Origin of the sequence: Rhodococcus sp. MEB032, assembly GCF_030208925.1 — a bacterium.
Taxonomy (GTDB): Bacteria; Actinomycetota; Actinomycetes; order Mycobacteriales; family Mycobacteriaceae; genus Rhodococcus_F; species Rhodococcus_F qingshengii.
On the sequence record NZ_JARVSY010000023.1, the window covers coordinates 12,518 to 38,908 of the forward strand.

At 62.6% G+C, this 26,391-nt stretch carries 28 protein-coding genes; 12 read left to right on the forward strand and 16 right to left on the reverse strand.

Features of this window, described 5'->3' with window-relative positions; genetic code table 11:
• The first annotated feature begins 7 nt into the window (after positions 1 to 7).
• The 4 genes from QRN54_RS21335 (at position 8) to QRN54_RS21350 (ending at position 3,378) form a co-directional block, all read left to right on the forward strand.
• The gene (locus QRN54_RS21335) at positions 8 to 829 is read left to right on the forward strand and encodes a CPBP family intramembrane glutamic endopeptidase (RefSeq protein ID WP_003945405.1); all 822 of its coding nucleotides are present in this window, start codon (positions 8 to 10) and stop codon (positions 827 to 829) included.
• Between the two features lie 160 nt (positions 830 to 989).
• Entirely contained in the window at positions 990 to 2,225 is a 1,236-nt protein-coding gene (locus tag QRN54_RS21340) for an LCP family protein (RefSeq protein WP_007736010.1), read from the forward strand.
• Between the two features lie 99 nt (positions 2,226 to 2,324).
• Positions 2,325 to 2,795, forward strand: a complete 471-nt coding sequence (locus QRN54_RS21345; protein ID WP_042453189.1) for a hypothetical protein — start codon at positions 2,325 to 2,327, stop codon at positions 2,793 to 2,795.
• 37 nt (positions 2,796 to 2,832) lie between these two features.
• Positions 2,833 to 3,378 carry a ferritin gene (locus QRN54_RS21350; protein ID WP_003944176.1) on the forward strand — a complete coding sequence of 182 codons (546 nt, stop codon included), beginning with the start codon at positions 2,833 to 2,835 and terminating at the stop codon, positions 3,376 to 3,378.
• An 11-nt stretch (positions 3,379 to 3,389) separates the two neighbouring features.
• Here the strand turns inward: QRN54_RS21350 and QRN54_RS21355 are convergent, their stop codons facing one another.
• On the reverse strand, positions 3,390 to 4,331 hold the full coding sequence (locus QRN54_RS21355; protein WP_042920585.1) for a cytochrome c oxidase assembly protein: 942 nt from the start codon (positions 4,329 to 4,331) through the stop codon (positions 3,390 to 3,392).
• Positions 4,332 to 4,457: 126 nt separating this feature from the next.
• Between QRN54_RS21355 and QRN54_RS21360 the strand changes: the two genes are divergently transcribed.
• Entirely contained in the window at positions 4,458 to 5,102 is a 645-nt protein-coding gene (locus QRN54_RS21360) for a DsbA family protein (protein ID WP_285183032.1), read from the forward strand.
• Here the strand turns inward: QRN54_RS21360 and QRN54_RS21365 are convergent, their stop codons facing one another.
• The 3 genes from QRN54_RS21365 to QRN54_RS21375 are packed head-to-tail and all read right to left on the reverse strand — an operon-like array spanning position 5,103 to position 7,064.
• Positions 5,103 to 6,050 (reverse strand): M56 family metallopeptidase, encoded by a 948-nt coding sequence (locus QRN54_RS21365; protein WP_285183033.1) that lies wholly within the window; start codon positions 6,048 to 6,050, stop codon positions 5,103 to 5,105.
• Entirely contained in the window at positions 6,047 to 6,406 is a 360-nt protein-coding gene (locus QRN54_RS21370) for a BlaI/MecI/CopY family transcriptional regulator (RefSeq protein ID WP_030535838.1), read from the reverse strand. The genes QRN54_RS21365 and QRN54_RS21370 overlap by 4 nt, the downstream gene beginning before the upstream one ends.
• Positions 6,407 to 6,434: 28 nt before the next feature.
• Complete coding sequence (locus QRN54_RS21375) at positions 6,435 to 7,064, reverse strand: M23 family metallopeptidase (RefSeq protein ID WP_285183034.1); 630 nt, start codon at positions 7,062 to 7,064, stop codon at positions 6,435 to 6,437.
• Positions 7,065 to 7,243: 179 nt separating this feature from the next.
• Here QRN54_RS21375 and QRN54_RS21380 point away from each other — a divergent pair, with 179 nt between their 5' ends.
• Positions 7,244 to 8,170: a cation diffusion facilitator family transporter gene (locus tag QRN54_RS21380; RefSeq protein ID WP_007735998.1), complete on the forward strand. Its 927-nt coding sequence runs from the start codon at positions 7,244 to 7,246 to the stop codon at positions 8,168 to 8,170.
• Between the two features lie 154 nt (positions 8,171 to 8,324).
• Entirely contained in the window at positions 8,325 to 8,870 is a 546-nt protein-coding gene (locus QRN54_RS21385) for a ferritin (protein ID WP_030535839.1), read from the forward strand.
• On the opposite strand, the gene QRN54_RS21390 is transcribed toward QRN54_RS21385, so the two are convergent.
• From QRN54_RS21390 to QRN54_RS21405, 4 genes are read right to left on the reverse strand one after another with little or no spacing between them, the layout of a single operon-like run.
• Positions 8,867 to 9,685 (reverse strand): alpha/beta fold hydrolase, encoded by an 819-nt coding sequence (locus QRN54_RS21390; RefSeq protein WP_003944129.1) that lies wholly within the window; start codon positions 9,683 to 9,685, stop codon positions 8,867 to 8,869. The genes QRN54_RS21385 and QRN54_RS21390 overlap by 4 nt on opposite strands.
• Before the next feature lie 53 nt (positions 9,686 to 9,738).
• Entirely contained in the window at positions 9,739 to 10,653 is a 915-nt protein-coding gene (locus QRN54_RS21395; protein WP_063315973.1) for a DUF5926 family protein, read from the reverse strand.
• A gap of 11 nt (positions 10,654 to 10,664) precedes the next feature.
• Positions 10,665 to 11,429 (reverse strand): glycerophosphodiester phosphodiesterase, encoded by a 765-nt coding sequence (locus tag QRN54_RS21400; protein ID WP_003944175.1) that lies wholly within the window; start codon positions 11,427 to 11,429, stop codon positions 10,665 to 10,667.
• Positions 11,426 to 12,421 (reverse strand): DUF4328 domain-containing protein, encoded by a 996-nt coding sequence (locus tag QRN54_RS21405; RefSeq protein ID WP_285183035.1) that lies wholly within the window; start codon positions 12,419 to 12,421, stop codon positions 11,426 to 11,428. Before QRN54_RS21405 ends, QRN54_RS21400 begins: the two co-directional genes overlap by 4 nt.
• Positions 12,422 to 12,836: 415 nt before the next feature.
• On the opposite strand from QRN54_RS21405, the gene QRN54_RS21410 reads away from it, so the two are divergent.
• Both QRN54_RS21410 and QRN54_RS21415 read left to right on the forward strand, forming a co-directional pair.
• Entirely contained in the window at positions 12,837 to 14,612 is a 1,776-nt protein-coding gene (locus QRN54_RS21410) for a hypothetical protein (RefSeq protein ID WP_285183036.1), read from the forward strand.
• A 21-nt stretch (positions 14,613 to 14,633) separates the two neighbouring features.
• On the forward strand, positions 14,634 to 15,563 hold the full coding sequence (locus QRN54_RS21415) for an LLM class F420-dependent oxidoreductase (protein ID WP_058038067.1): 930 nt from the start codon (positions 14,634 to 14,636) through the stop codon (positions 15,561 to 15,563).
• A gap of 15 nt (positions 15,564 to 15,578) precedes the next feature.
• On the opposite strand, the gene QRN54_RS21420 is transcribed toward QRN54_RS21415, so the two are convergent.
• From QRN54_RS21420 to QRN54_RS21430, 3 genes are all read right to left on the reverse strand, one after another.
• Positions 15,579 to 16,175: an Rv1733c family protein gene (locus tag QRN54_RS21420; protein ID WP_285183037.1), complete on the reverse strand. Its 597-nt coding sequence runs from the start codon at positions 16,173 to 16,175 to the stop codon at positions 15,579 to 15,581.
• 111 nt (positions 16,176 to 16,286) lie between these two features.
• Positions 16,287 to 17,000 (reverse strand): peptide-methionine (S)-S-oxide reductase MsrA, encoded by a 714-nt coding sequence (msrA, locus tag QRN54_RS21425; RefSeq protein WP_020905733.1) that lies wholly within the window; start codon positions 16,998 to 17,000, stop codon positions 16,287 to 16,289.
• Complete coding sequence (locus QRN54_RS21430) at positions 16,939 to 18,117, reverse strand: acyltransferase family protein (protein ID WP_047272742.1); 1,179 nt, start codon at positions 18,115 to 18,117, stop codon at positions 16,939 to 16,941. Before QRN54_RS21430 ends, msrA begins: the two co-directional genes overlap by 62 nt.
• 260 nt (positions 18,118 to 18,377) lie before the next feature.
• Here QRN54_RS21430 and QRN54_RS21435 point away from each other — a divergent pair, with 260 nt between their 5' ends.
• Complete coding sequence (locus tag QRN54_RS21435) at positions 18,378 to 19,001, forward strand: superoxide dismutase (protein ID WP_003944189.1); 624 nt, start codon at positions 18,378 to 18,380, stop codon at positions 18,999 to 19,001.
• Here the strand turns inward: QRN54_RS21435 and QRN54_RS21440 are convergent.
• The 4 genes from QRN54_RS21440 to QRN54_RS21455 form a co-directional block, all read right to left on the reverse strand.
• Positions 18,998 to 20,347: a YhgE/Pip domain-containing protein gene (locus QRN54_RS21440; RefSeq protein ID WP_054188672.1), complete on the reverse strand. Its 1,350-nt coding sequence runs from the start codon at positions 20,345 to 20,347 to the stop codon at positions 18,998 to 19,000. The two genes, QRN54_RS21435 and QRN54_RS21440, sit on opposite strands and share 4 nt — an antisense overlap.
• Positions 20,348 to 20,390: 43 nt before the next feature.
• Complete coding sequence (locus QRN54_RS21445; RefSeq protein WP_054188673.1) at positions 20,391 to 21,539, reverse strand: AI-2E family transporter; 1,149 nt, start codon at positions 21,537 to 21,539, stop codon at positions 20,391 to 20,393.
• 4 nt (positions 21,540 to 21,543) lie between these two features.
• Entirely contained in the window at positions 21,544 to 22,116 is a 573-nt protein-coding gene (locus tag QRN54_RS21450; protein WP_003944155.1) for an HdeD family acid-resistance protein, read from the reverse strand.
• A 156-nt stretch (positions 22,117 to 22,272) separates the two neighbouring features.
• Positions 22,273 to 23,622 carry a DUF1254 domain-containing protein gene (locus tag QRN54_RS21455; protein WP_285183039.1) on the reverse strand — a complete coding sequence of 450 codons (1,350 nt, stop codon included), beginning with the start codon at positions 23,620 to 23,622 and terminating at the stop codon, positions 22,273 to 22,275.
• Positions 23,623 to 23,787: 165 nt separating this feature from the next.
• On the opposite strand from QRN54_RS21455, the gene QRN54_RS21460 reads away from it, so the two are divergent.
• Positions 23,788 to 24,315, forward strand: a complete 528-nt coding sequence (locus tag QRN54_RS21460; RefSeq protein WP_003944138.1) for a hypothetical protein — start codon at positions 23,788 to 23,790, stop codon at positions 24,313 to 24,315.
• A 294-nt stretch (positions 24,316 to 24,609) separates the two neighbouring features.
• On the forward strand, positions 24,610 to 25,323 hold the full coding sequence (locus QRN54_RS21465) for a TMEM165/GDT1 family protein (protein WP_285183040.1): 714 nt from the start codon (positions 24,610 to 24,612) through the stop codon (positions 25,321 to 25,323).
• Between the two features lie 3 nt (positions 25,324 to 25,326).
• Here QRN54_RS21465 and QRN54_RS21470 read toward each other — a convergent pair whose 3' ends face one another.
• The gene (locus tag QRN54_RS21470) at positions 25,327 to 26,361 is read right to left on the reverse strand and encodes an Lrp/AsnC family transcriptional regulator (protein WP_285183041.1); all 1,035 of its coding nucleotides are present in this window, start codon (positions 26,359 to 26,361) and stop codon (positions 25,327 to 25,329) included.
• Positions 26,362 to 26,391: the final 30 nt, after the last annotated feature.

Genomic DNA, 26,391 nt, shown 5'->3' on the forward strand with positions numbered 1-26,391 from the left:
TGCGCGGGTGAATGCCCGCGAAACCGTCCGCACCTGGTTACGGCCGCCGACTCCCGTCCCGGCCGGCCCGGCCCTCGATCCGGCCGCCAGACGCGGAGTCTGGATCGAGATCACGATCGTCCTGCTGGTCACCTTCGGACTCAGCGGATTGTCCGGGATCCTCTCGCTCGCCGAATCCTTGGCGACGCCGGTTGCGCTCTCGGATCAGACGGTTGCACTCAACCCGTCGCGGGCCGCCATCGACTGGATCGACCTGGCGCGCCAATTGCTGGGCGTCGCAAAGCTTCTCGCGTGGGCAGCGCTGGGACTCTATCTACTGTGGCGTTCGGGGATCGGTCCACGTGCTGCGGGACTGACCCCCAAGCCTCGATTCGGGCGCGACATAGCACCGGGATTCGGCCTCGCCGCTGTGATCGGTCTCCCCGGTCTGCTGTTCTATCTCGTGGCTCAGGCACTGAGCATCAACCTCACCGTCCAGGCCAGTGCGCTCGACGATCACTGGTGGCGGGTGCCGATCCTCGTACTGTCCGCGATCGCGAACTCCGGTGCCGAAGAGGTGCTGGTCGTCGCCTACCTGATCACTCGCCTCCGAACGCTGGGTTGGAGCGAGAACAAATCACTGCTCGCGTCGTCACTCCTGCGCGGCAGTTACCACCTCTATCAGGGATTCGGTGGCGGCGTCGGAAACGTGATCATGGGGCTCGTGTTCGGCCGGTACTGGCAGCGCACCGGGAAACTCTGGCCGCTGGTCATCGCCCACGCTCTCATCGACATGGTGGCGTTCATCGGTTACGCCCTCCTGCGCGATCACGTCTCCTGGCTGCCGTGACCGGTACCGTGAACTGGTGACCGGCGACTCCGAATATCCTCAGCGCCCTCCGCGGCGCCAGCCGCCAGGGCCACCTCCGCGTGGACCGATGCCTCCGAGGCAGAACCCTCCACGCCAGAATCCACCCCGTCAGGGCCCACCCCCGCAGCGGCGTCCACCGATGCCGCCGGAAGGGCCGACGGTCATTCGCCGCGACGGACGCCCGCAGCAGCAGAATCCGGCCAATCAGGCCTGGTCACAGGTCCCACCACAAGCGCCGCAGCAGCCCAGGCGTGAGGACTGGGCGCCGACCCAGCGCCCGCAACCGTTTCAGGACGACCCGCGCAGGCAGGGGCCGCCGCGTCAGGATCCGCAGCGCCAGGCGAAGTACGCGCCCGCACCGCCGCGCCGAACCCCGCCGAACGCCCCGCCGCGCCCTCCAGAACCTCCGAAGCAGCGACGCCCCCGCAAGCGTCGTAGCTGGGGTAAACGTATCGGCATCACGTTGTTGGTCTTGCTGCTCGCGCTGGCCGGCGCGATCTACTACGTCGACAGTTCGCTCAATCGAATCGACGCGCTGCCCGACTACGCGGGACGCGTCGCCGATACTCCGGGCACGAACTGGCTGATCGTCGGCTCCGACAGTCGTGAGGGGCTCACCCCCGAGCAGGAGCAAGCCCTTGCGACGGGCGGTGACACCGGCCCCAAGCGCACTGACACGGTCATCTTGGTCCACGTCCCCAAAAGTGGGAAGACGACCATGGTCAGCATCCCTCGCGATTCGTACGTTCCGATTCCCGGCTACGGGTCGGACAAGATCAACGCCGCCTTCGCCTTCGGTGGCGCTCCATTGCTGGTGCAGACCGTCGAAGAGGCAACGGGGCTTCGCATCGACCACTACGCCGAGATCGGATTCAGCGGGTTCGCCGGCATCGTCGACGCCGTCGGTGGCGTCAACGTGTGCCTGGCACAGCCGATCGACGATCCGCTGGCCGGGATCAACCTCCCCGCCGGATGCCAGGACTTGAAGGGTTCGGACGCACTCGGGTTCGTGCGAACTCGCGCGACGGCGCTCGCCGACCTCGACCGCATGAACAACCAGCGCCAGTTCATGTCGGCGTTGCTGTCGAAGGCGACGAGTCCGACCACGTTCCTCAATCCGTTCCGGTTGTGGCCACTCGTCTCCGATACCGCCAAATCTCTACAGGTCGACGAAGGCGATCACATCTGGAATCTGGCCTCACTCGCCTGGGCGCTTCGCGGCGGGATGACCACCACGACGGTTCCGGTCGCCGGTTTCGAGGACGTGGACGGTTCGGGCAACGTGTTGTTGTGGGACAAGGCGCGCGCTTCGCAGTTCTTCGACGCCCTGGCCAACGATCAGCAGATTCCACAGGATCTGATCACCACGGGGTAATCGCCCTGAGTTCCGGTAGTACCGCGGGAGGACAAGCCCGGCGAACAAATCGCTTTCCGGCAGGACGCGGAATCGGCAGCCGAAAAATACCGTGAAGGTATGAACACAACACACCGCCGATTCCGCACTCTCGCCGTCGTTGCCGCCGCCGTCGGAGCTGCTGCACTCGTGACGTCCTGCTCCGGAACCTTCGAGAAGTTCGACGACTCCAAGGCGTACAAGAAAACCGAAACCTTCTCTTTTGCACAAGCATCCAACGGAATCGACACACTGCCGAGTTGGGTTCCCGCCGGCGCAACGGGTATCGACGAGGTCATCCGCACCACCGGCAACGAACGCATCCTGCGAATGACTGCGAACATCGCGGAGATAGATCACAACAGCTGCATCGCACGGCCCACCGTCGAAACTCGTCCCGCATCGTTGTCCGCACAGTGGTGGCCGACGGGGGTCGAGAAGGGCAGTTCTTTTCAGTGCGGCGATTGGTACGTCGGCGAAAAGGACTCGTTCGTCTACGGGTACCGACCGGAAACTGTGGGCTTCGTCATCGATCAGCTCGACAAGAAGTAGCTCCCTCTCAGCGGCGACGACCCAGTAACCTGTTGGGATGACACAGGCGAAGAACTCGAGCGAATTCACCACTCTGCTGCGTCAGCAGATCCGTAACGAGTTCACTGCATCGCAGCAGTACATCGCGGTAGCGGTGTACTTCGATGCACACGATCTTCCGCAGATGGCCGCGCGTTTCTACAGCCAGGCCACCGAGGAACGCGGTCACGCGATGATGATGATCCAGTACCTGCTCGACAACGACCTCGACGTGGACGTTCCGGGCATCGACGACGTCGTGACGAAGTTCGACAGTGTCCGGGCTCCGGTCGAGTTGGCACTCGAGCAGGAGAAGACGGTCACGGAGCAGATCACGCAGCTGGCACGCACCGCGCGCGATACCGGCGACTACCTGGGCGAGCAGTTCATGCAGTGGTTCCTCAAGGAACAGGTCGAGGAAGTGGCAAGCATGACAACACTTCTCACCATCGTCGACCGCGCCGGCGACAACCTGTTCCACCTCGAAACGTTTGTCGCACGCGAGATGAACACCCCGGCCGCTGCCGACGCAATGGCGCCGACGCCCGCCGGCGGCGGCGTCTGAGGGCCACCGGCCTACCGAGTCTCAGGCCGCTCGGCGGCGTTCAGTGATCTGAGGAAATTGTTGTACGCCTCAAGATCACTGTCGCCGTCGATCTCGGCGCGGCGGTCCAGGTCGGCATTCATCCGTTTGTCGTCGCGGTTCCAGCGCATCGCGAAGATCACGACCACCACCAGCGCGACGGGCTCTCCGTACGACCACGCGAGGGCGCCCGCCAGCTGCTGATCCTGCATCACGTCCACGCCCCACTCGGGAGGCGGATCCACGAACGTGGTCAGCAGCGGCTTTGTCGCCATCATGAGTACGACGCCGATGAACACGTGCAGCGGCATCTCCACGAACAGGTCGAAACACCGGCCGAGGTAGCTCTGTCGCACCGGCAGTGGGCCGGTGGCGAGCACCGGCATGATGAATAGCAGACCGCTGGCGAGAAAGAAGATCTCGAGAAAGACGTGTCCAGCCGGTAACGCCGAGACGGTGTCGAAGATCGGCGACAGGTAGATCCCGTAGTAGCTGAACAGAAATACCGGGATCGTGAACCCGGGGTGCAGCATCCACCGCGCCGGCGGGCTGCGCAATGCCGAGAGGGCAAGCGCGAGAATGCCTTTTCCTATTCCTCGGTGCGGCGTCGAACGTAGTAGCAGCAGTCCCGGCGAGCCCAGTACCCAGAGCGGCGGGATCGCCATCGAGAGCGTCAGGTGTTGGAACATCCAGACGCTGAAGAGTTCGTAGCCGTAGCTCTCGACCTTCAGTCCGGTCACCGCGATCAGCAGCAGGCACCCACCGAGGAAACACGCTGTCCGATGCCACGGCCACGGTCGCCCACTCGCGCGAACTCGCTGAGCGCCAGTCCAATACCAGAGTGCAAGAACAACTCCCAGGGCAGGAAGAAGCGGGAGGGATGAGGTATCCCACTCCAGCATCTGCCCGATCGACGGCGGCGGCGTGTCATTCACGAACGCTTCACCGGCGGGTCCTCCTTCGTCTCCATGCGGGTACCGTCGACTCTACACCTAACTACTATGTTGGATAGTATTTAGGAATTCGACGGAAGGTACAGGTGCACAGCAGTGTCCAGAAGCATGAAGATATCCGCCGCCCTGATCGCGGTGTTCGCGGTAGCACTGATCACGTTCATCACCGTCGATCCGATTCGGGCAGACAACGAGAACGCCGATCGGGCAGCACAATCCACCGCCGTCCTCACCGACGACGCGTACCGATTGACCTCGGCCGCCGACGGCAAGGTGAACCTGGTCGAGTTCCTCGACTTCGAATGCGAAGCCTGCCTCGCGCTGTACCCGACGATGGAGCGGATCAGAGCGGAGTGCGAGGGTCGAATCACGTTCGGCATCAGATACTTTCCGATTCCGAGTCACACCAACAGCACTCTCGCGGCGCAGGTCGTCGAATCCGCATCTCGCCAGGGCAAATTCGTCGAGATGTACAAGCAAATGTACGAGACGCAGTCGCAATGGGGTGAATCCGCCGAATCACAGGAGGCACTGTTCCGTTCCTACGCACAAGATCTCGGACTTGACATGGCCCGATTCGAATCCGACCTCGGCAGCCGCGGCGTCCGCGAGCGGGTCGAGCGCGACTTCGAAGAAGGCCGACGCCTCGGCGTCCAAGGTACTCCGACGCTGTTCCTCAACGACGTGAAGCTGGACCAGATGCCGAGCTACGAGCAGTTGAAAGCCCAGATCGATTCGGCCTTGGGAGAATGATCAGGTCAGAACAGCGCAGATCCCCGCGGAGACGGCCACCGTCACGGCTGCGGCAACGGCCGTCGTGACAGCGGCCGGCGCACAGGCCGCCACCGCGCAGGTCAGTCGCCGAGGCGACGCCACGTCGCCGTCGACCAGGGAACTCAATCGCACCGCGGTCGCGCTGCCGCGATCGCTCAAGCTCCAGTCCGGCTGAGGAAGCGGCGATTTCGACACCACGGCAAGGGCGGAACGCACCGCAGCCGGGCTGGTGACGCGAGCGGCGTGTCTGTCCGCCGACAGTTCGACGATCGCGCCGACGGCAGCGGGTGCCGCCGCGAACAACGGCACTCGCGGAAGAACAGCGGCCAAGACTTCGCACGCACCGACAATTCGGTGATGACCGCCGCTCAGGTGTGCACGCTCGTGCGCGAGGACAGCATCACGCTCGCCTCCACTGAGAGCGGATGACAAGCCTTGCGTCGCAACAACAAATCCAGGCTTTCCGGCGACGCTGTACGCCATAGGCAGCGGATGATCCAACCACAACACGTCGGACTCCGAGTTGTCGCGGCGCGCGACGATCGAGAGAACATCACGATGGAAATCTCGGACCCTCGTGTGCTCACGTGCCTGCTTGCGGCCGGCCAGCACGATCCGAACGGCGATCACACCCACCACAGCAACGGCTGTGCCGGTGATCAGTTCACCCACCCATGAACTCGTGCCGTGCGCGAAGGCGCTGAAACACCGAGCGATACCGTCGACCAGCCCCTCGACCGGCGCGTGGCTCGGCCACACCAGAACCAAGACCGCGGAGAGAGCGAGATACAGAGCCGACGCCATGCTGCCGAGCCACGCCGCGAGCAGCACCGCCGGTGACAACGCCGAGGAAACGGCTCGCAACACTCTCGGAACCAGGAATCCCACGAGCATCGCACCGAGAAACATCGGCAACGCCAATGTCATTGCACACCTTCCCCGGAAAGACCCCGGCGCAGGGCCTCGTTCTCGGCATCTGTCATGGTCTTGGCGAAGTGCAACAGCACGGCAGCGGAATCGGAACTGCTGTCCAACAATTCGCGCAGTGCTCTGGATGTGGCCTCTTCACGGCTGCGACTCGGCCGATAGAAGTAGGCGCGACTCTTCTTCTCACGACTCACCCAGCCCTTGTCGAAGAGATGCGTCACGACGGTCAGGATGGTGGTGTACGCAAGTTGTCGACGCTCACCCAGGGTCTCGACCAGATCCTTGACCGAGAGCGCGTCGTCGGACTGCCAGAGCACATCCATGACCTCGGCTTCGAGTCCGCCAAGCCCCTGCATTGCTCCTCCATCGCGTCGTGACAGAACTTCAGTCGCCCGTGGTCATCTCCCCGAACGACACGCCCCGGGAATTCAGGTACGCGAGCGGATCGGTCTTCTGTCCGTCAGGTTGCCACACCTCGTAGTGCAGGTGTGGTCCTGTCGATTGTCCACGATTGCCCACGGTCGCGATCAGCTCACCCGCCCGCACCTTCTGACCCGCAACCACGAGCGCCTCGTTGATGTGTCCGTAGACGCCGACGGTCCCGTCGTCCTGCTGGATGCGGACCCAGAGCCCGAATCCCGCGGCGGGACCGGATTCGAGCACAACACCGTCGGTCGCCGACACGATGGGCGTTCCGATCGCGTTCGCGATGTCGAGACCGTAGTGGGTGGTTCCCCACCGTGGACCGAAGTTGGACGTCATCGTCCCGCTGACGGGGGCCATCACCTGTGGCTTTTCGGCCTCGTACGCCAGCGCCGCTCGCTCGGATTCGAGCTGTCGCGTCTTGCCGAGTTGTTCGGCTATTCCGGCAAGATCCGTCGACCGGACAAGGTCGAGGATCTCCGGCGCCGACACCGCAGATGCATCCTCGACTACAACCGACGGCGGCGACGCGTGCCCGATGGAAGTGCCGGACGCGAGGATTGCACCCGTCGCCACGGAAACCGCGGCCATGCGCCCACCGGGTCTGATCGGCTCGGATTTTCGATGTCTTCCCACTTCTCGGTCCTCGCGTCGATGACAAATGAAGGTCTACGCCGCCACCTTACAACTATGTTGAATAGTTTTTAAGACATGCACTATTGCGCATATATGCATATGTGTCTAGGCTGGCGTCGACGAAAGGACCTTCGATGTCACACGGACACGGGCACGGAATCTCCCCCGCCGAGGCTGCGACCAGCAACAGCGGCAAGCATGTCAACAAACTGTGGATCGCCGCCGGCCTCGGGTTGGTGACCTTCGTGCTGCAGGTGACGGTCGGCCTCTTCACCTCGTCACTGGCCCTGCTCTCGGACTCGGCGCACGTGTTCACAGACATCTTCGGCATCTTCATGGCGCTCGCCGCGATCCTCGTCGCACAGCGTGCCGCCCGGCGCCCCGACCGTACTTTCGGCATGTACCGCACGGAAGTGTTTGCGGCACTGGCCAATGCGATCCTGCTCTTCGCAGTCGCCGGGTGGGTGCTTTACGAGGCCGCCAGCCGCTTCACGGATCCGCCCGAGGTTCCCGGCCTTCCCGTCGCGACAGTCGCCGTCGTCGGTCTGGCGATGAACGTCATCGCCTTCCTCATGCTGCGCAGCGGCGCGAAGGAAAGCATCAACATCCGCGGCGCCTACCTCGAAGTCATGGCGGACATGGTCGGGTCCATCGGCGTCCTGGTCAGCGGCTTGGTCACGCTCGCGTTCGGTTGGCGCTACGCCGACCCCGTCATCGGCGTCGCGATCGGCCTCTTCGTCTTGCCACGTGCCTTCAACCTGGGCCGCCACGCCGTTCGCATCCTCCTCCAGCAGGCTCCCGACCGCATCGACGTCACCTCGATCATCGAGAAGATCAACGCTCTGCCGGGAGTCGTCGACGCGCACGATCTGCACGTCTGGACACTCACCTCGGGGATGGAAGTTGCTTCCGTTCACGTCACCGCGGTCAGTGACGCCGATCCCACAACGGTGCTCGCAGCAACCCGAACCTTGCTTGCCGAGGTATTCGAACTGGGGCACGCCACCGTACAGGTGGAACTACAGGGAAGCGACGGTAAATGCGCGGAACTCGCCTGGTGAAATGGACATTCCTAAATGAAACATTCGAATTCACCGGGCTCGATAACCTCACCGAATTCGAAGAAAAATTAGGTCTTCTTTAGTTTGGGAACGCTTACCACAATAAGGTCATACTGGGATGACAGGGCCTCTGACCTGCACTATCTTGGAATTCATGACTTCTGGGGAGACTCACATGACCAAATTCCACGCACTACTCCGAGACCAGATTCGCAACGAGTTCAACGCTTCGCATCAGTACATCGCGACAGCGGTTTACTTCGACAATGCGGATCTGCCACAGCTGGCAAAGCACTTCTACAAGCAGGCTGTGGAAGAGCGTAACCACGCCATGATGATCGTTCAGTATTTCCTCGATCGCGACATCAATGTCGAACTCACCGGCGTCGACGCCGCGAAGGCCGACTTCAAGGATGCCCGCGAGCCCATCGCTCTCGCGCTGACGCAGGAGAAGACGGTCACCGAGCAGATCGTCCAGCTCGCGAGCACTGCCCGCGAAGAAGGCGACTACCTCGGCGAGCAGTTCATGCAGTGGTTCCTCAAGGAGCAGGTCGAGGAAGTTGCAAGCATGACAACACTTCTCACCATCGCGGACCGCGCAGGCGCCAACCTGTTCGACCTCGAAGACTTCGTGTCCCGCGAGATGAGCACCGTCGGTGACACCACCGGTGCACCGAGCGCAGCCGGCGGAACGATCTAGCCTGCAGCACTCACGGATTTTGCCCTCGAGCCGAACGGTTCGCTTCCTGCCAGCAGGATCGAACTGATCAGCTCGGGGGCATCTGTCATCGGTACGTGCCCCAGACCGGGTAGAACCATCAACTTTGCCTGCGGGAACGGCTTTTTCACGCGCTGCGCCTGATACACGGGCAGGATGAGATCGCGCCGACCCCACGCAACCGTCACCGGCACAGTGGGATCCACGATGGGCGGCAGCACGAAGTCCATCTCGAGACCGAGATCGACGAGTTCGTTCGACACGAGCGAACGGCAGTCGGCCAGCGCCGCCGCATAACCGACATGACTCGGGTGAGCGAAGAACGCGGCGAGCGCCGGATAGCGAATCAGCTTGTACCGCAATGCGCGTGGCAATCCGTCACCCATGAGCTTGGCCGTGCCGCGCAGTGCACGGAACGTGTTGATCGCTCGCACCTGATCGAGGTGATTGACAAAGAACCCGGCCGGCGAAAGAGCTGTCGCCGACGCGACATCTCCGCGCGCTGCCAGCGAGAGGGCAATCCAGCCGCCGAGGGAGTTTCCCGCGACGTGGGCACGCTCCCCCGCCGGCGTCACTTCCTTGACGAACTCACTGACATCGTCGATCAGCTGTCCCATGACGTCCGGACCGAGTTCGGGCAGCAGCGACTCTCCGTGACCCGGCAGGTCGACGGTGACGACGCGGCGGTACGGCGTCAGCTGGTCCAAAAGCGAATCCCACGCCTGCCGTCGATGGACGATGCCATGGACGAGCACAAGCGTGGGACCACTACCGGAGATGTCATGCGACAAGGTCATGTCGCCAACATTAACCGTAACTTTGCGTAACGCCTATAGTTCGGGCGAAAAAATCAGCGCAGCGTGACCTGACGACCACGAAGTCCGTCGCGCGAGCGAAGCTCGGCCGAGGTCAGCGGAGCATCTACGGCCAGAGCCTCGGCAAGACGCTCACCGAGCTCGACGGTTGCCGCTACCCACTCGTTTGCATGCTTTTCGCGGTCGAGGTCGAAGACGGGAACCAACAAGCCGTGGGTGCGGAACGAGCCTGCGTAGCGCGAGCCCTCACCCAGATGCAGTCCACCGGTCGCGTGCACGCGCGCCAGCGCGAGCATCAGGTCGTCTTCGCTCTCGGGACGAACCCAACGCAGGTGCGCCTTCTCGCCGGCGTCGACCCACCACGCGGCAACGAGGCCGTCGCCTTCGAGGCGTGCAGAGGGCATGATCGCCGAGTTGGCGTGCTGCACGGTGGCGGCAACCTCGGGATCGGTTTCGACGCCCTCGGGGATCCACCAGTTGAAGTTCTGGTGCACGGTGATGTCGAGCAGTGCCGAGGGATCGACGACAGTGGTGACAGCGGGGGTCTCGGAATCGGGGTTCGCGGCAGAAAGCGCGTCGCCGGGGGCCGCGTCCTTGATCCAGTTCACCGAAGCGGCGAGGTCTGCGCCGAGGTCGGCCGAGTGCGCCTGAACCTGGACACCGACAAATCCTGTGGCCGTCTCGCCCTCGTCGCGGACGAGTGCGGCAACAGCGCCGGGGAGGACCGTTGCCAACGTGACGGGACGGTCGGAGCCGATGACCGGCAACGGAGCCGTGGCGGACGGAACGAATTCGCGCAGCGCAACCAGATCGCACTCGGCGGCAAGGCCCTCGAACGGGCGGCTGACTACGCCGGCAGCGGCTTCACGCTCTGCTTGGCGTGCCGCCAGCTTCTCTGCGCGTGCGCTGCCCTGCTTCGGTCCACTGTTTCTTTTGCTCTTCTTGGCCACGAGGGCAAAATCTACACGCTGCCCAGCCATTGCTTCGTGCGCCCGGGATGGTTGGTGGCAACCCAACTGACCCCGAGCTCACGACACAGGTCCACATCCGCCTTGTCGTCGACGGTCCAGCAGTACGTCGCGCGACCCGCAGCAGCGGCCCGATCGACCAGATCGGGATGTTCGCGCAGAGCCTTGATCGACGGCCCGATCGCCGTAGCGCCCACAGCCGTCGACGCACCGCCGCCGAGGTACCGCGACGCGTCACCGAGCAGGACCGTCGGCAGCAGCGGTGCCGAACGACGCACTCGCCAGACCGCACTAGCCGAGAAAGACATGACCACTGCCCGCGAGTGATCGGCCGACGGCGGCGACGCGATCCCGAAGCGGTGCAGTTCCGCCAGGAGTTTGGCTTCGACCAATCCGCCGAACCTCACGGGGTGCTTGGTCTCGATGAACAGCTTCACCGGGCGCGCAAAATCCAGAGCGAGGGTGATGAGGTCGGAGAGAGTCAGCAGTTCGGCCGGTTCGCTCGTCGACCCGTAGTCCAGAGCGTTCAGCGAATCGAGCGTCATCTCGCTGACGATCCCCGTCCCGCTGGAGGTGCGGTCGACCTTGCGGTCGTGAACGCAGACCAGGTGTCCGTCGCGGGTGAGCCGGACGTCGCATTCGAGCCCGTCGGCACCCTCCTCGAGGGCCAGTTCGTAGGCGGCGAGGGTGTGCTCCGGCCGCGCAGCCGACGCACCTCGGTGCGCAACGACGAGTGGACCTCGACGATCTGGGCTCACAGGGCAGCGGTCTCCTTCTCGTCCAGCACCGTCTTCTCTTCCAGCACCGTCTTTTCTTCCAGCACCGTCTTTTCTTCCAGCACCGAGCGCGGCACTGGCACCCACCGGGTTTCCGATTCCGGTTCACCGCGCCAGCTCTTGCGCTCGATCCGGCGGATCACGACGAGTGTCAACGCCGCGGTGACGGCAGCGATCAGTGCGATGAAAGCGTTCAGCAGAACCCCGTCGGCCATTGCCTGAATCCCCGGGCGTGATCGCCAGTACGCGTTGACCACCAGCAGCAGAGCGCTGAATCCCCAGAAGCCCCACCAGATCTTGACCAGCAGGGTTCCGCGCGGATCGCGGCGGACCAACTCGAAGAGATAAACGGCCGGCATCACCAGGTTGAGGATCGGCACAGCGCAGCCGACGACAACTTCCGACGCTGTGCGTGGATCGGATTCCCGGACGCCTGCGAAGTGTTCACGACGCCGACGAAGCAGCCAGCACACAGCGGCGATTGCCGCGAAGACCGAGATCAGCAGTCCACCCAACTGAGTGAAGTACACGGCGGCGTCGGAGACCGTGAGCAGCGGCTGCGGGATCAGCCTGGTGCGGTTGCGGACCAGGATCGCGTATCTGCCCAGTTCGGCGAACACCGCCAGTCCGTAGAGGATCGTTGCGAGCGTCAGCAACGGCCCGACTCGGTCGGCCATCCGGTCCGCTCGCGAGGGCGGCACCGGTGAGGTGTCGACGACGTCCTGGAGTCCCCACCGCGGGACAGCGTCGTAGCGCGGAGTGGAGAAGCTACGACGCACTGGTGCGTCCCCCACGCCGCGGGGGTCGGACGGGGAGCGCGCGATCCAGCGGAAGCCACGGCGGTTGGGCGGTTGGTAGATCTCGGTGCGGGTGGGGATCAGCAGGACGCCGCTGCAGCGCGGGCACCACTGCGTCGGGCCGCCGACGACAGGCCAGCGTGCGGCGCACCGGGCGCAGACCTGAACGACACTCACAACTTCGATTCTGTCACGCCGTATCGGTAACGGCAGCAAATGGATTCACTCCCGATTTGTGATCGAACCTCCACCGCGTTCACCTGCATTGTTCGAATAATGTGACCTCCGACACTTAAAAACTCGAGTTATCCACAGTTTCCACAGGTTCATCCACAGTTCTGGATGAATGAATCGGGCTTTATCCACAGGTCACGGGCAAGACCCTGAGAATTTGCTGACAGGTGTTAGCGAACGATGCACAGGCTCGAGGATGAATTTGACACCGCAGGTCAGTGAACTTTCGGGCGTCGACGTCATTTATCCCGGCAAAGTTCACAATCCATTCAGAAATTGCTCCCGAAAAGACAGAAAAGACCGGTATCCCCTTTTTATGAGAAGTCGGTTTTTGACACACCTGGAAGCATGACCGTCGATGACTTCTCCACAGCCCGAGCCAACTCTGACGTTCACCCCGAGACGGGTCACGCAGCTCGCGTTCGTGTTGATCGGATGTCAGCTCGTCATTCGCGTCTGGGTTGCCGCGAGCAATTACTTCTACTGGGACGACCTCATCCTGATGGGCCGCGGAGGACGCTTCCCACTCTTCTCGAGCGAACTCCTGCTCTACGACCACGACGGTCACTTCATGCCCGCGGCCTTCTTCTTCACCGGGTTGATCGCCCGTATCGCGCCGTACAACTGGGCGCTGTCGGCAACGCTGCTCGTCATCGGTCAGGCCGCCGCGTCGTTGGCGCTTCTGCGCACTCTTCGGTTGGTCCTCGGCCGGCGACCGGCACTGTTGATTCCGTTGATCCTGTATCTGTTCGTCCCGCTGACACTTCCTGCGTTCTCGTGGTGGGCAGCCGCGCTCAATGCTTTGCCGCTCCAGATCGCGCTGGCCTGGGCATGCGGCGACGCGATCAAGCTGTACCGCACCGGGCAGGTGCGCTACGTGTTCTCGGGCACCGCGGTTTTTGTCGTCTCCTTGCTGTTCTTCGAGAAAGCAGTGCTCGTTCCGTTCGTGGCACTCGCTTTTCTGGTGCTGTACTTGCGCACACAAGGTGAAGGAACGCCGATACGAAGTGCGGTCACGAAGTGCCGACGCCTGTGGACGGCCTGCGCCGCCGTGCTCGCGATCTGGATTCCGGTGTATCTGACAACTGTCGAATCTCCGATCACCGGATACGGCCGTTCGATGTCCACCGAACTGCTGCATCACGGAACGTCTTTGGGGATGCTTCCCACTCTTCTCGGCGGCCCCTGGCGCTGGGAGCGGTGGATCCCCAGCCCCGCCTGGGCCGATCCGCCGACGCTCTTGGTGGTCGCATCCTGGGCCGCGCTGCTGACGACGGCCGTGATGACAGTGCGTGCCCGACGCGGCGCTGCCTGGATCTGGGCTGCCGCGGCGCTGTACTTCCTGGCCTCCGTGGTGGCGATGACCGCTACCCGATCCGACACCGACACCACTTACGAGTTGGCGCAGACCTTGCGTTACTTCACGGATTCGGCGACGGTGTTCGCCCTCGCCGCCGCTCTTATTCTCGCTGCGCCTCGGCGACGTCCGGCCCGTATACCCGTCGCAGTCGCCGCCGGCCTGTCAGTGCTCTTCGTGATCAGTTCGCTCGTCTCGACCGTCACGTTCGTCGACATCTGGCGCGAGAACCCGACCCGCGACTACCTCGCGAACGCGCGAATGTCGTTGTCACAGAATCAGGATGCTCCACTGCTCGAGCAACCCGTCGCGATCGAAGTGCTCCTTCCCGTCGCCTTTCCGAACAATTTGGCAAGCAACGTTCTCGCGCCGCTGCCTGATCGCCCCGAATTCTCTTCCAGCACTCCGATTCTGCGCACCATCGACGACAGCGGTCAGATCGTCGATGCCGAAGTGACCTGGACGAGAAGGATTCCCGAAGGAACGGCGCCGAACTGCGGCACCCGTGCCGAAGGCCCGACCGAGCTCCCCCTCGACGGCCCCCTGGCCGGCTGGGAATGGACGGTTCAGCTCAATTACCTCGCCAGCGCCGACGGAACGATCGATGTTGCGTTGGAGTCCGGCGACGCAGTATCCGTACCCGTCACCCAAGGTTTGCACTCGGTGTTCGTGCGCCTGGTCGGCCACGGAAACAGTGTGAAGATCACGCCGACAACACCGGGACCGACCCTGTGTTTCGGCGCCGGACAAGTCGGTGCCGTCGTCCCGACCAAGTGAAATAGTGGCAGAGTAGAACTCATGGAGCTGCGTATATTCACCGAACCCCAGCAGGGCGCTACCTACGAACAACTACTGACTGTTGCCCAGACCGCCGAAAAACTCGGCTACGGCGCATTTTTCCGCTCGGACCACTATCTCGCCATGAATTCCGACGGTCTTCCCGGACCCACCGACGCGTGGATCACGCTCGCCGGAATCGCCCGCGAAACATCCACCATCCGCCTCGGCACTCTGGTGACGTCGGCTACGTTCCGTCACGCCGGACCGCTGGCCATTTCGGTCGCACAGGTCGATCAGATGAGTGGTGGCCGCGTAGACCTCGGCATCGGCGCCGGCTGGTACGAGGAAGAGCACCAGGCGTACGGCATCCCGTTTCCGGCGCTCAAGGATCGCTTCGAATTGCTCGAGGAAACTCTCGACGTCGTGACCGGTCTGTGGCGTACGACGGTCGGCGACACGTTCGACTACGACGGTAAGCACGTGCAGATCAAGAACTCTCCCGCGCTTCCCAAACCGCACCAGGTCGACGGTCCGCCGATCCTGATCGGTGGCACGGGCAAGAAGAAGACTCCAGCGCTCGCCGCTCGGTTCGCAAACGAGTTCAACATCCCGTTCAAGTCCCTCGAGGAAACGAAGGACATCTTTGCGCGGGTTCGTCAGGCTTGCGTCGAGCACGAGCGCGATCCGAACGAATTGGTGTACTCCAACGCTCTCGTCCTGTGCTGCGGCCGCGACGAGGCGGAGATCAAGAAGCGCGCCGAGGCTATCGGACGCGACGTCGACGAGCTACGTGAGAACGGTCTGGCCGGAACACCTTCGGAGCTGGTCGACAAGATCGGCACTTTCGCCGAGGCCGGTTCACAGCGCGTGTATCTGCAGACTCTCGATCTCGCCGATCTGGATCATCTCGAACTCGTCGCAAGCGAGGTCATGCCCCAACTGCAGTAAAGAATGGGCCGGGATCTACAGCGCGTTCGCGTCGAGGAACGCGCGTAGGTCTCGGTCCCACTGGGCCGAGCGGGAACGGTCGAGAAAGACGCGCACCAGCATGAAAGCGATGACCAGCAGCGACATCACGCTGAACCAGGTGAAAACCCCGGTCACCACGGCTGCGACGTCGGCAGCGCTCTGAGTGATCGGAGCTACGGTCTTGTCGCCCTGATCATTGACGTAGATGGGGACCTCGGTGCCGGCGGGCGTCACCGAGTCGACAGTGACATCACCCGTATGAACCTGGCCGTTCCAGTTCCACTGCGCGCTGGCCATTTCGGTGGTCGGCGCAATGTAATCGGCTGTCGAGGCGGTGGTCTGCGTCGAATCTGCAGTCGTCGTCGCCGAAATGCTGTGTAATTCGGCGGATTGTTTGGCGATCAGTGCGTTCTGGCTCGAAGCAGTCGCAGCCCCTGCCCATACCGCGAGAGGCAGCAGAAGAATCGCGAAAATGATCAGACCGAAGGACATGAACCCTTCGATCCGATCACTGCGGCGAACCATCGGATCGTGGCCTACATGAATGGTGCGTCGGAGCAGCGACGCAGTTCCTCGCGTACTACCTGACATTGTGAGCTCAGTTCTCTCGACGACACACTCTTACATCGAGATTCCCTTTGTTTCGATCTAGTTGCAAGTGTTAACGAGCTGAATCACATGTGTCCTCCAACACCTGTCCAGTTATTCGCTCGGCGGAAGGATGTCCGTCTGCGCCGGAACCTGATCCTGACGGAGCAATCCGACCGGGCAACTGACGCCCGTGGCATGCACCGGGCAGTAACCGCCGGGATTCTTCGCCAGATACTGCTGGTGGTAATCCTCCGCGTAGAAGAAGTCGCGCAGCGGGCCGATTTCGGTGGTGATCGCTCCATATCCGGCTTCGGCAAGCCGTTCACCGAAAGCGACGGCCGACGCATGAGCGATTTCTTCCTGCTCCGCGGACGTCGTGAAGATCGCCGAACGGTACTGCGAGCCCTGGTCGTTACCCTGACGCATCCCCTGCGTCGGATCGTGGTTCTCCCAGAAGTGCGCCAGGATCTGCTCGTAGGAGATCACTGCGGGATCGAAGACCACCAGCACGACTTCGGTGTGACCCGTACGTCCGGAGCACGTCTCTTCGTACGTCGGGTTGGGCGTGAAGCCGCCCGCATAACCCGCAGCGGTCGTGTACACGCCGGGAAGCTGCCAGAACTCCTTCTCGGCGCCCCAGAAACAACCCATCCCTACGACGACGGTCTGCAGTTCGGCCGGAAACGGCGGCGTCAACGGATGCCCGTTGACGTAGTGCGCGGTCGGAACCGGCATTTTCTGCTCTCGGCCCGGGAGTGCGTCCTCAGGCGCGATCAGCGTGGATTTTGCGGACGCTCGTCCCAGAATGTCGTCGTACCAGCTCATGCTTCGATGCTACGCGCGAGCGACTGTTTCGCCACGCCGTGATCGCGCGGGCGCCGGGCAGCTCCACCCACCGGTAGCCGATTTCTGCTACCGCGGCCGTGGCCAGAAGGAAGAGCGCAAACGCCAGGGTCGGTCCGACGTACAAAACAGTGTTCTCGACGACGCGGTACAGGATCAGGGTGTGCACGAGATAGATGACGTAACTACGCGTCGAGAGCCACTTCACGACCGGCCAGCGCGTCGGGACGCCGTCGTAGCGGCCGATGAGAACTACCGCTGCGGCGACTACCGAAATGGTCCACAGATAGTGCTCACCGGCCCAGTAGACGCGGAACTGGGTCGCCACGATGATGACGTGCATCTGGACGAGGACGGCCGCGATCAGCCAGCGGCCGGGAGCGAGCTTCGCCCACGCGAGGTACATGATCTGGCCGAGGAAGACGGCCGGCAGCGTCGCGGCGATCTTGGACAGCATCGGCACGGTGTACGGCAGCGGCGCGTAGACGTTGTAGAGCAGCACCAGCGAGCACAGCGCACCACCGGCGAGCGGCATGACGATCGGTCGCAGCCGCAGTATCGGGCGAGCCGCTACACATGCGAGATAAAAGAGGAATTGAACGGTGAGTGTCCAGGTCACTCCCAGAACTGCTACCTCGGGCTTGAGAAAGAATCCGCCGAGAAAAAAGCTCATCAACGCTTCGGTATCGGAAATACCTTCCTGACCGCTGAACATTCCGTTGATTCCGAGGCGGACCAGAAGAATGGCAATCGCGGTCGCCACCCAGAATGCGGGCAGCAGTCGACTGAATCGGTTGGTCAAGAACTTTCCGGGGCCGTCGCGAATCGCGGATCGCGTCACCAGAGCACCGGTAAGCATCATGAATACTGCGACGCCGACAAAAGAGAGGTGCTGGTTGAGTTCGGCAGGCTCGATCAAAACGCCGTAGACGACGTCGATCACCCACCAACCCGAGCCGAGATCGTCGATGACGTAGAAAGAGATGTGGGAGTAGATCACGGCGGCAACCGCCAGGGCTCGCAGCAGGTCAGCGCCCGGAAGATTCACCCGAGGCGCGGCCGCCTCTGGTGATTCCGGGAGGAAAACTGGTGCGGGCATCGCGCAAGTTTAAGGTTCCGTTCACCTTTACGACGAATTTGCGCATATTAGCTTACCCTTAGATCGGGGCAAGTTCGGTGTCCCAAACTTTATTCTTTGGTGATTACTACCTGAGCCGGACTGTTGCGGACGGTGTACGAATGTTATTGGGTGGAAACCCGAAGAATGATTTGCACATACGCGAGTGACGTCACGCCGTGACCGGTGATCGACGCACTCTAAAGCACCAGGGCTCACCAGCCCGCAAAGAAGGGACCCTCGTGTCTGTTTACACGCTGCCGGAACTCCCCTACGACTACGCAGCCCTCGAGCCGCACATCTCGGGCAAGATCATGGAGCTGCATCACGACAAGCACCACGCGGCTTACGTTGCCGGTGCCAACGCTGCACTCGAGAAGCTGGCCGAGGCTCGTGAGAACGACACCATCGCAGCGCAGGCCAACCTGCTCGAGAAGAACCTGGCGTTCCACCTCGGTGGCCACACCAACCACACCGTTTTCTGGAACAACCTCAGCGCTGACGGTGGCGACAAGCCCGAAGGTGAACTCGCCGCAGCGATCGACGACAACTTCGGTTCGTTCGATCTCTTCCGCGCTCACTTCTCCGCGAACGCCAACGCCATCCAGGGCTCCGGCTGGTCCATCCTCGCGTGGGACTCGATCGGACAGCGTCTGATCATCGTCCAGCTCTACGATCAGCAGGGCAACATCTCCATCGGCCTCACGCCGCTGCTGCTCCTCGACATGTGGGAGCACGCTTTCTACCTCGACTACCAGAACGTCAAGGGCGACTACGTCAAGGCATTCTGGAACATCGTCAACTGGAACGACGTTTCGGCTCGCTTCGACCGTGCACGTACCCAGACCGCAGGTCTGATCGTCTAGTCACGCTCTTCTTGCGAACGGCGGCGCCTCACCAGGGGCGCCGCCGTTCGTGTCAGCAGAGCACCACCGAGCAGGACCGTCGTGGCTCCGAAGACCAATGCCAGTGTGCGAGTTCCGGAGTCACCGCTGCTCGCGGTGGTCTGATTCACGGCCACCGGATCCGACAGCACCGAGGTCAGCTGAACCTGCTGCGGGGTGGTCATCGCGGGAATACCGGATTTTGCGCCGTCGAGGCCCGTGACCAGTGACTTGGCGATTCCTTGCAGCGTCGTGAATCCCTGGGTGATCTGATCGGTCACGTCACCGAGCATCTGCGGCGCCTGATCAGCGATGGGAATGAGGCCGTCGTTCAATTGTCCGGCAGCACTGCTCAGTTGATCGCTCGCGCCTTGCAGCTGCCCGACAGCGGTGCGGACTAGATCACCGAGCTCCGTATCGGGCCCGACCGAGCCACCCAACAGCGCCGGAACGGTGCCCAATTGCGCATTCAGCGCACCGAGATCTGAACTCACACCGGCCAGTTGCGCTGTCACGTCAGGCGGGATAGGAAGGCCGTTCAGCGCAGTCTGCAGCGTGTCGATTCGTGTCTTCAGTTCCGCGGTCGAGGACGACGCCTCCCCAAGCGTCAGGCCCAGTGAGTCCGCGCGCGTGGCCAGCTCTTCCGCCGACCCCGACGCCTGATCGACAACACCGGACACCTGATCCGCGACGCTCATCAGCTCCAACGCCCCGGACCGTGCGGTCTCGAGGTACGGCAGCAGAGTGCCTGCGCCTGCTTTCACCTGATCGATGGACTTTCCGGCCTCGTTGGTTCCGGCGACCAGAATCTGTGCGGTGGTGAGGTTTTGATCGATCGAGCGTCTGGCGGCCGACGTCTGAGCCAGCAGCCCCTTGATGCCGTCCGCGCCGACCTGCGCCGACACGGCCCGAGTCAACTCGGCCGACTTCTCCGAATCCGAGCCCTTCACCTCGAGGTCGACGCTCGCCTGCCGTGGATCCATGCCGAACATCGACGCGACGGTTTCGCTGAAGTCCTCCGGCACGGTCAGCGTCGCGAAGTAGCTCCCGCCGGGGTTGTCGACCACCTGGAAGTCGAAGTCTTCGTTCTTGCCCAACGTGTCCACCAGCGTGTCGCCGGCCCGAAGTTCCTTACCGTCGAGCGTGGTTCCCGCGTCGGCGTTCACGATCGCGACGGTGTTCGAGGTGTCGGCACCGCCCGCGAAGATCACGAACCCGATCCCCGCCACCGCAGCCGCGACGATCGCGGCCACACCACCGACTGCCAGCCGTCGACCGAGTCGTGACGGCCGGCGATGGGAGTTTTCTGTGGTGTTCTCGGCGCTCATGGGCGAGACGATAAAGCAACAACTTGTAGAAACACTGAGAGCCCTAGCCTGCGGGCGTGGCCGGCTTCTCAGACTCCTCTGGTTCCTCCTTCGACATGTCCCGAGGTCCACTGATCAGGATGTCGGCCCAGCGCGTGGCTGGGTCGATGTCGAGCAGGACGGCCTTCACCAACAACGAGAGCGGGATCGCCAGCAGCGCTCCGAGCGCCCCGAGAACCCACGACCAGAAGACAAGTGAGAGGAACGTCATCGTCACCGACAGTCCGACGGCGTCGCCGACGAACTTGGGTTGGATGATGGACTGGATCACGAAGTTGATGACGGAGTAGACGACGATCACCCACAGCATCAGCCACGGCCCGCCCTGCAACAGTCCCAGGAGCGCCGGTGGAATCACGCCGATGACGAACCCGATGTTGGGGATGTAGTTGGTGATGAAGGACAGCAACGCCCACAGGACGGGCAGCTGAATGCCCATGAGCCACAGCGCGCCACCGTCGAGTACCGCCACGATGAGACCGAAGACCGTCGAGACCACCAGGTATTTGCGAGTTCCGGCGGCAAAGGTGGAGAGCGCGTAGGAGATTTCGGGACGTTGCTCGGACAACACATGCAACCGCGAGCGGATGCTCATGCCGTCGAAGGCCATGAACAACAACAACGCGAGAATGAACACCAGATCCGACAGGATGCCGAGCAGGCCCTCCAGCCCGCTTTCGAGTACGCCCACAACCTTCGTGAGATCGACACTGCTGAGCGTGCTTTGGATCTGTTCGGTGCTCACTCCGAAGTCGGCCAACTTGTCGCGGCCCTCGTTGAGGAGGTTGGTCATCTCCTCGGAGTACTGCGGCAGGATCGTCGCCAACTGAGCCGTCGACACGATCAACGACGCCGCCAACCCGAGCAGGATCAAGTACACGGTGACCAGTGAGCCGAGCATCCCGACCCACTTGGGCCACCCTCGGCGCTGTGACCAATCCTGAATGGGCTGAACGGCAATCGTCAGCACCAGGGCCAGGAATACCGGTCCGAGGATGCCGCCGAACACCTTCATTCCGCCGACGGCGACCACGGTGGCGGCAATACCGAGCAGGACGATCAAACCGCGCGGGATCGACCAGTTCTCGCTACCGGACAGCGTGGGGATCGGAGTGGGAGCCTCGACGGCCGGCTTTCCCTTCTTAGAGAACACCGGCTTAGAGAACACCGGCTTCCTTTGCCCGGCTCCTGATCTGGAATGCTCCCACGATCATGAAGAGGCCGAACAGGATTGCGTACCAACCCAACAACCAGATGAGGCTGATGATGCCTTCGCCGGGCGCGATGAGAAGAATGATGCCGAAGATGACAGCAAGCACCGATGCGGCGAGCAACCATCCCCAACTGGATCCGGGCAGCGCCTTCATCTTGAAGGCGCCGACAATTCCGAAGATTCCGAACATGATGGCGTAGAAGGCAATTATGTACAGCAGCACCAGCGCAGTGATGCCCGGCCAGACCAGCGCGACGATGCCGGCTCCGACCGAGACGACGCCCGTGAACACCCACCAACCCCACGAGCTCAGATGCTCGCGGTCCCGGATGGCGCGAACTATCGTGATCAAACCGTCGGCGATGGAGTAGATACCGAACAGGAAAACCAAGGCCACCACGGTAATTCCCGGCCACACGAGCGCGATGATTCCGAAGATCACGCCGAAGATTCCGCGGATCAGGATCATCCACCAGATCTCTTTGCCGTACTGCACGAACGGATTCTGCGTGACCATCAGTAGCCTCCGAAACAAGCGGGTGTCTCTGACCGATTCAACAGCTCTTCAAACAGGGCAGTACCGACAGATCGTATGACTCTTGTGACCTTTCCGCCCATCGAAACGCGCGGCTGATACCGAGTTGTGCTCTTCGGGTACGAAGCGAGGGGACTTTCAGCCTGCTTCTCGAATACTTGCTTCTCGAATACCGGGCGCAGTCCACGATCCCGACAGCACTGCAGCCTTCGGCCAGTACAGGCGCAGAAAGACGTTGAAGTCGCCGGACGGAGCCGGCAGCCAGTTCCGCTCCTTCTCACCACCAGGGGGTTCGTGCTGAAGATAGATGTCGAGGGAACCGTCGTCGGCAAACACCAGATCGCTTCGATCGCCAATCGCGTATCGGTCGATCGGGTTGTCCACGAAGAACTGCCGCTCGTTCATCATCGTGAGCGACCAGAAGCCCTCGACCGGTGGCAGCTCGTCCTTCTCGAAGTGCAGGACGTACTTCTTCGCCCCGGTCAGCGGCTTCCCGTCGACGTCCGTCGTGGCATGCGGGTACACGGCATCAGCGTCGAGATTGGCCCCGAAACCGAGCCAGACGATCAGAGCCCGCTGAGCGTAATGGGTTCCGTAGTGCCCCAAGCCGCGGTGCATCGTCCAGCCGTTCTTCGGACTGCCCTCGGCCTCTTCGGCGATCTCGCTCAGCACGTCCATACCGGTTCGCGCAGCTCTATCGAGGGCATCACGTACCTCCTGCGGACGCGACCTCCAGGGCAAGGAGGAGCCGATTCCTATGTCGGACAGTTGTTTCATCATCTCGGTGTCCTCCGGACGCGGAGGATTGTCGTCGAGAAGTGCGTCGAGTCTGGTGAAGAATGCCTCGCCGTCCATGGCGGCCACCTGGTCCACCGGCGGCGTCCGCGTGTCGACGGCAGGGTTCACCAGCATTTCACCAGGCGTGTAGTCCTGCGGGTCACCCGTCCACTCCGACAGAGGAGTGAGTCGCGTCCGGTCCTGCAGGCTGTGCACTTCTGCCAGGTCTGTTCCCCCCGACGTCGCGTAGCGGGCGACTATCCAGTTCATCGCCGTCGGAGACCGCAGCAGCGTCAAACCCTTGGGCACGTTGCCTTTCCAATTCGGCCCGGCCACCAGGTACGGTCCCCCGGTCCGCCCGACTGTCCGAGATCCCGGAACCGTGAACACGTCGCTCCACGCGTCGAGGATGGGGACCAGCCAGTACCGCGTGCCGAAGTCCGGCAGTGAGAGCACCTGCGGTTCCGTCGAGACGTCCAGCCACCCCGACGAGTAGAGAGTGTCCGCGTTGGGTGAGACGACATCGGTGAAGGTCGCATCCGGCGTCGTACGCGCGTATGCGAACTGGTTGAGCGGGGCTTTCATCGCCACCGGCGAAGGCACCGCCGTCATGACATCCCGCGATACCGCAGCAATCAACAGGGGATATCCGAAGATCCACGCCTGCGTTGCCAGGTCTTCCAGCCGAGAACGGTTCTTCGACAGAGTCATGCCTGCGCATACCACCGCCCTCACCAGCGCAAACCTGGCTGGCACTCTCCCTCTCTTGTGTGCCAGTACCGAATGGGTGCATATTTCGATTACCCAACGAGGTGTGCCGGACCGACGCATGCGCGTCTGCCCGAGATTTGCCCCAGCACCGAGGGAGGAACAGAAATGAACAGAAACGAAGCAATAGGCATTTCTCCGTTCCAAGCCGCTGGGTCTTTGCAGGGGTTCGTCATTTCCGGTCGTTGGCCGGACACCACCCAGGAGTGGGCGCAGCTTCTCGCATTGGCTGTCCGCGTGGCCTCGATGCCAGGTTTGTTGCCGACCACGACGGTCTTCGGGGTCCGTGAAGACGTTCCCGAAGATCCGCAGCCGGGCACCGTCGGTCTGGTGGTTGCCGAAGGTCCGGTACTCGGCGATTTCGCCTTGACACCCGGCCGTTTCTCCGACCATCAGCCCCCGGCGCTGATCATGCTGCACCCACCGTCGGAAACCACGCCCAGCCTGCCGGAATGCGAGGGCAGCGCGTCGGGGTGTGTACTGCTGCCAGGCCTTCCCTATCTGGGTTTGGAGCATCGTGCGGCGTGGGTCGAGGCTGAGCCGGACGGCACAGTCGTCTCCATGATCAGTCGTGTCGGCATCGATCCGATCAGCGATCCCGACACCGCTGTTTTGGCCATGCTCCTCGCCTCGTGACGGCCCCGGTAAGCGATAAGTTCGGACTACCAAACTTGCTGTGCGCTTTGCCAATTCGTTTCAGGCGCGCTAACGTGGGCAGCAACGAAGGGGAGTAGCCCCCAATCGCCCGTGTCGACATACTGGTTCGACGCGCTCCGCCTGGTGCGGATCGCGATGCACCCGGCCTGGCGAACCGAAGGTCCTGTGGCCTCGGTGGGCGAGACCTTCGGCCGGACAAGCGCACCCACTGCGCCTGCCCAGGCCGGAGGCTCGCATTTTTCCTCCGACCTACACCGACCGGAGGAGTAAATCTTGCTTGCCGCAATACTTTTGAGTTTCGGCGTCATTTTTGTCGCAGAACTCGGTGACAAGTCGCAACTGATGGCAATGACGTTTGCCTTGCGCTATCGCTGGTGGGTCGTCCTCGGCGGAATCACCATCGCCACCACCCTTGTTCACCTCGTCTCGGTCGCCGTCGGCCACTACCTGGGCGTCGCCCTCCCCACCGCGGCGATTTCCATCGTCGGCGGTATCGCTTTCCTGATCTTCGGCCTCTGGACCTTGCGCGGTGACGATCTCACCGACGACGAGCAGAACAAGGCCGGTCGCGTCACGCGATCCGCCTTCATCGCCGTCGCCTCGGCCTTCTTCCTGGCAGAACTCGGCGACAAGACCATGCTCGCCACCATCACCCTTGCGACCGACAACGACTGGATCGGCGTCTGGATCGGGTCGACGGTAGGCATGGTGGCGGCCGACGCTCTCGCCATCATCGTCGGCTCGGTGCTGGGCAAGCACCTTCCGGACGGATTCATCAAGGTCGGCGCCGCGGTGCTGTTCTTCGTCTTCGGTGTCTGGCTGCTGCTCGAGGGCATCTTCCCCGACTCGTCGGCCGGCATCATCGGCGGTGGCGTTGTCCTGGCCGTGTCCGTGCTGGGCGCACTGGCTCGGATGATCTGGAAGCGCTCCCGTGCGACCGACTCCGCTACGCACCTCGTCGACGACAATCGGACGCCGATCGACTGACGCTCAGCGAAGAAGGTCGCCGGCACCCCAAATCGCGACCGGCACATGACCTTCTGCCACTCCGCTCGGTCCGAGCAGCTGTCCGAATCGCTTCATCGGGTACAGCGAGACACGTCGATCGAGGATCCGCACACTACCGATTCGGCGGAGTCGATCCTCGACGACAAGACTCTGCGCTAGGCTGCTCAGCCACACGCTGATCAACATGTTCGCTGTTCCGGTAGTCGCCACCAACAATCTGATCTCCGGCCAACTCGACACAAGATTGCCGAGTTCGTCAGTGGAACCGTCCACAGCGACATCGAAGATCACTTCGAACGGTGAACCGACAGCCTGTTGCGAGACATCGCAGCGGAAAATCAACTGTCGCGATGCAGTCAGCTGGGCCAAGCGCCGTCGAATCGCAGTCTCGTTCGTTCCACAAATCGCGGCGAGACGCGCATAGCTGGCACGTCCGTCACGGCCGAGCGCCTCCAACAGGGCACCGTCGGACTCGCGGAACTCTGTCGGATCTGCCGGCACCGCAGCGCCCTTTGTCGATGCCGTTGCCAGCTGAGCCCGACCCGCTTGCCCCAGAGCGCCCGGCTCCCAGCTGAACCCGTCCCGGTACACCTTCACCCCGACCCGGCTTCTGATCGACAGAATTCCAGGATCGGCGGCAAGGTGCTCACACACCAAGGCGTCCAGACTCTTGTGGTCGGCGGCCACGACTCCGACGAAATACTCGTACTCGCCTTCCGTCCTGGCCAACAGATAGGCACAGGAGAGTTGACGTAACCGCTCCCCCACGTCGGCAACGGAATCCTGTGTGGTCCTGATCAGGAGATAGCCGAATATGTGGGTTCGACCGATTGCGACCGCGTTGACCCACGAATGACCGTTCGAGACGAGACGACGCCACCGGCGGGCGATCGTCGTCGAATCCCTGTCGAGCACTGACGACAACTGCGTCCACGACGCGCGGGGGTTGAGCTGAAGTGCATTGATGATCTCCAGATCAGATTCCGCGATGACAAATGCGTCGGATTCCGGCTTCATCGGCCCAATATTGCCGGATTACTGCATTCT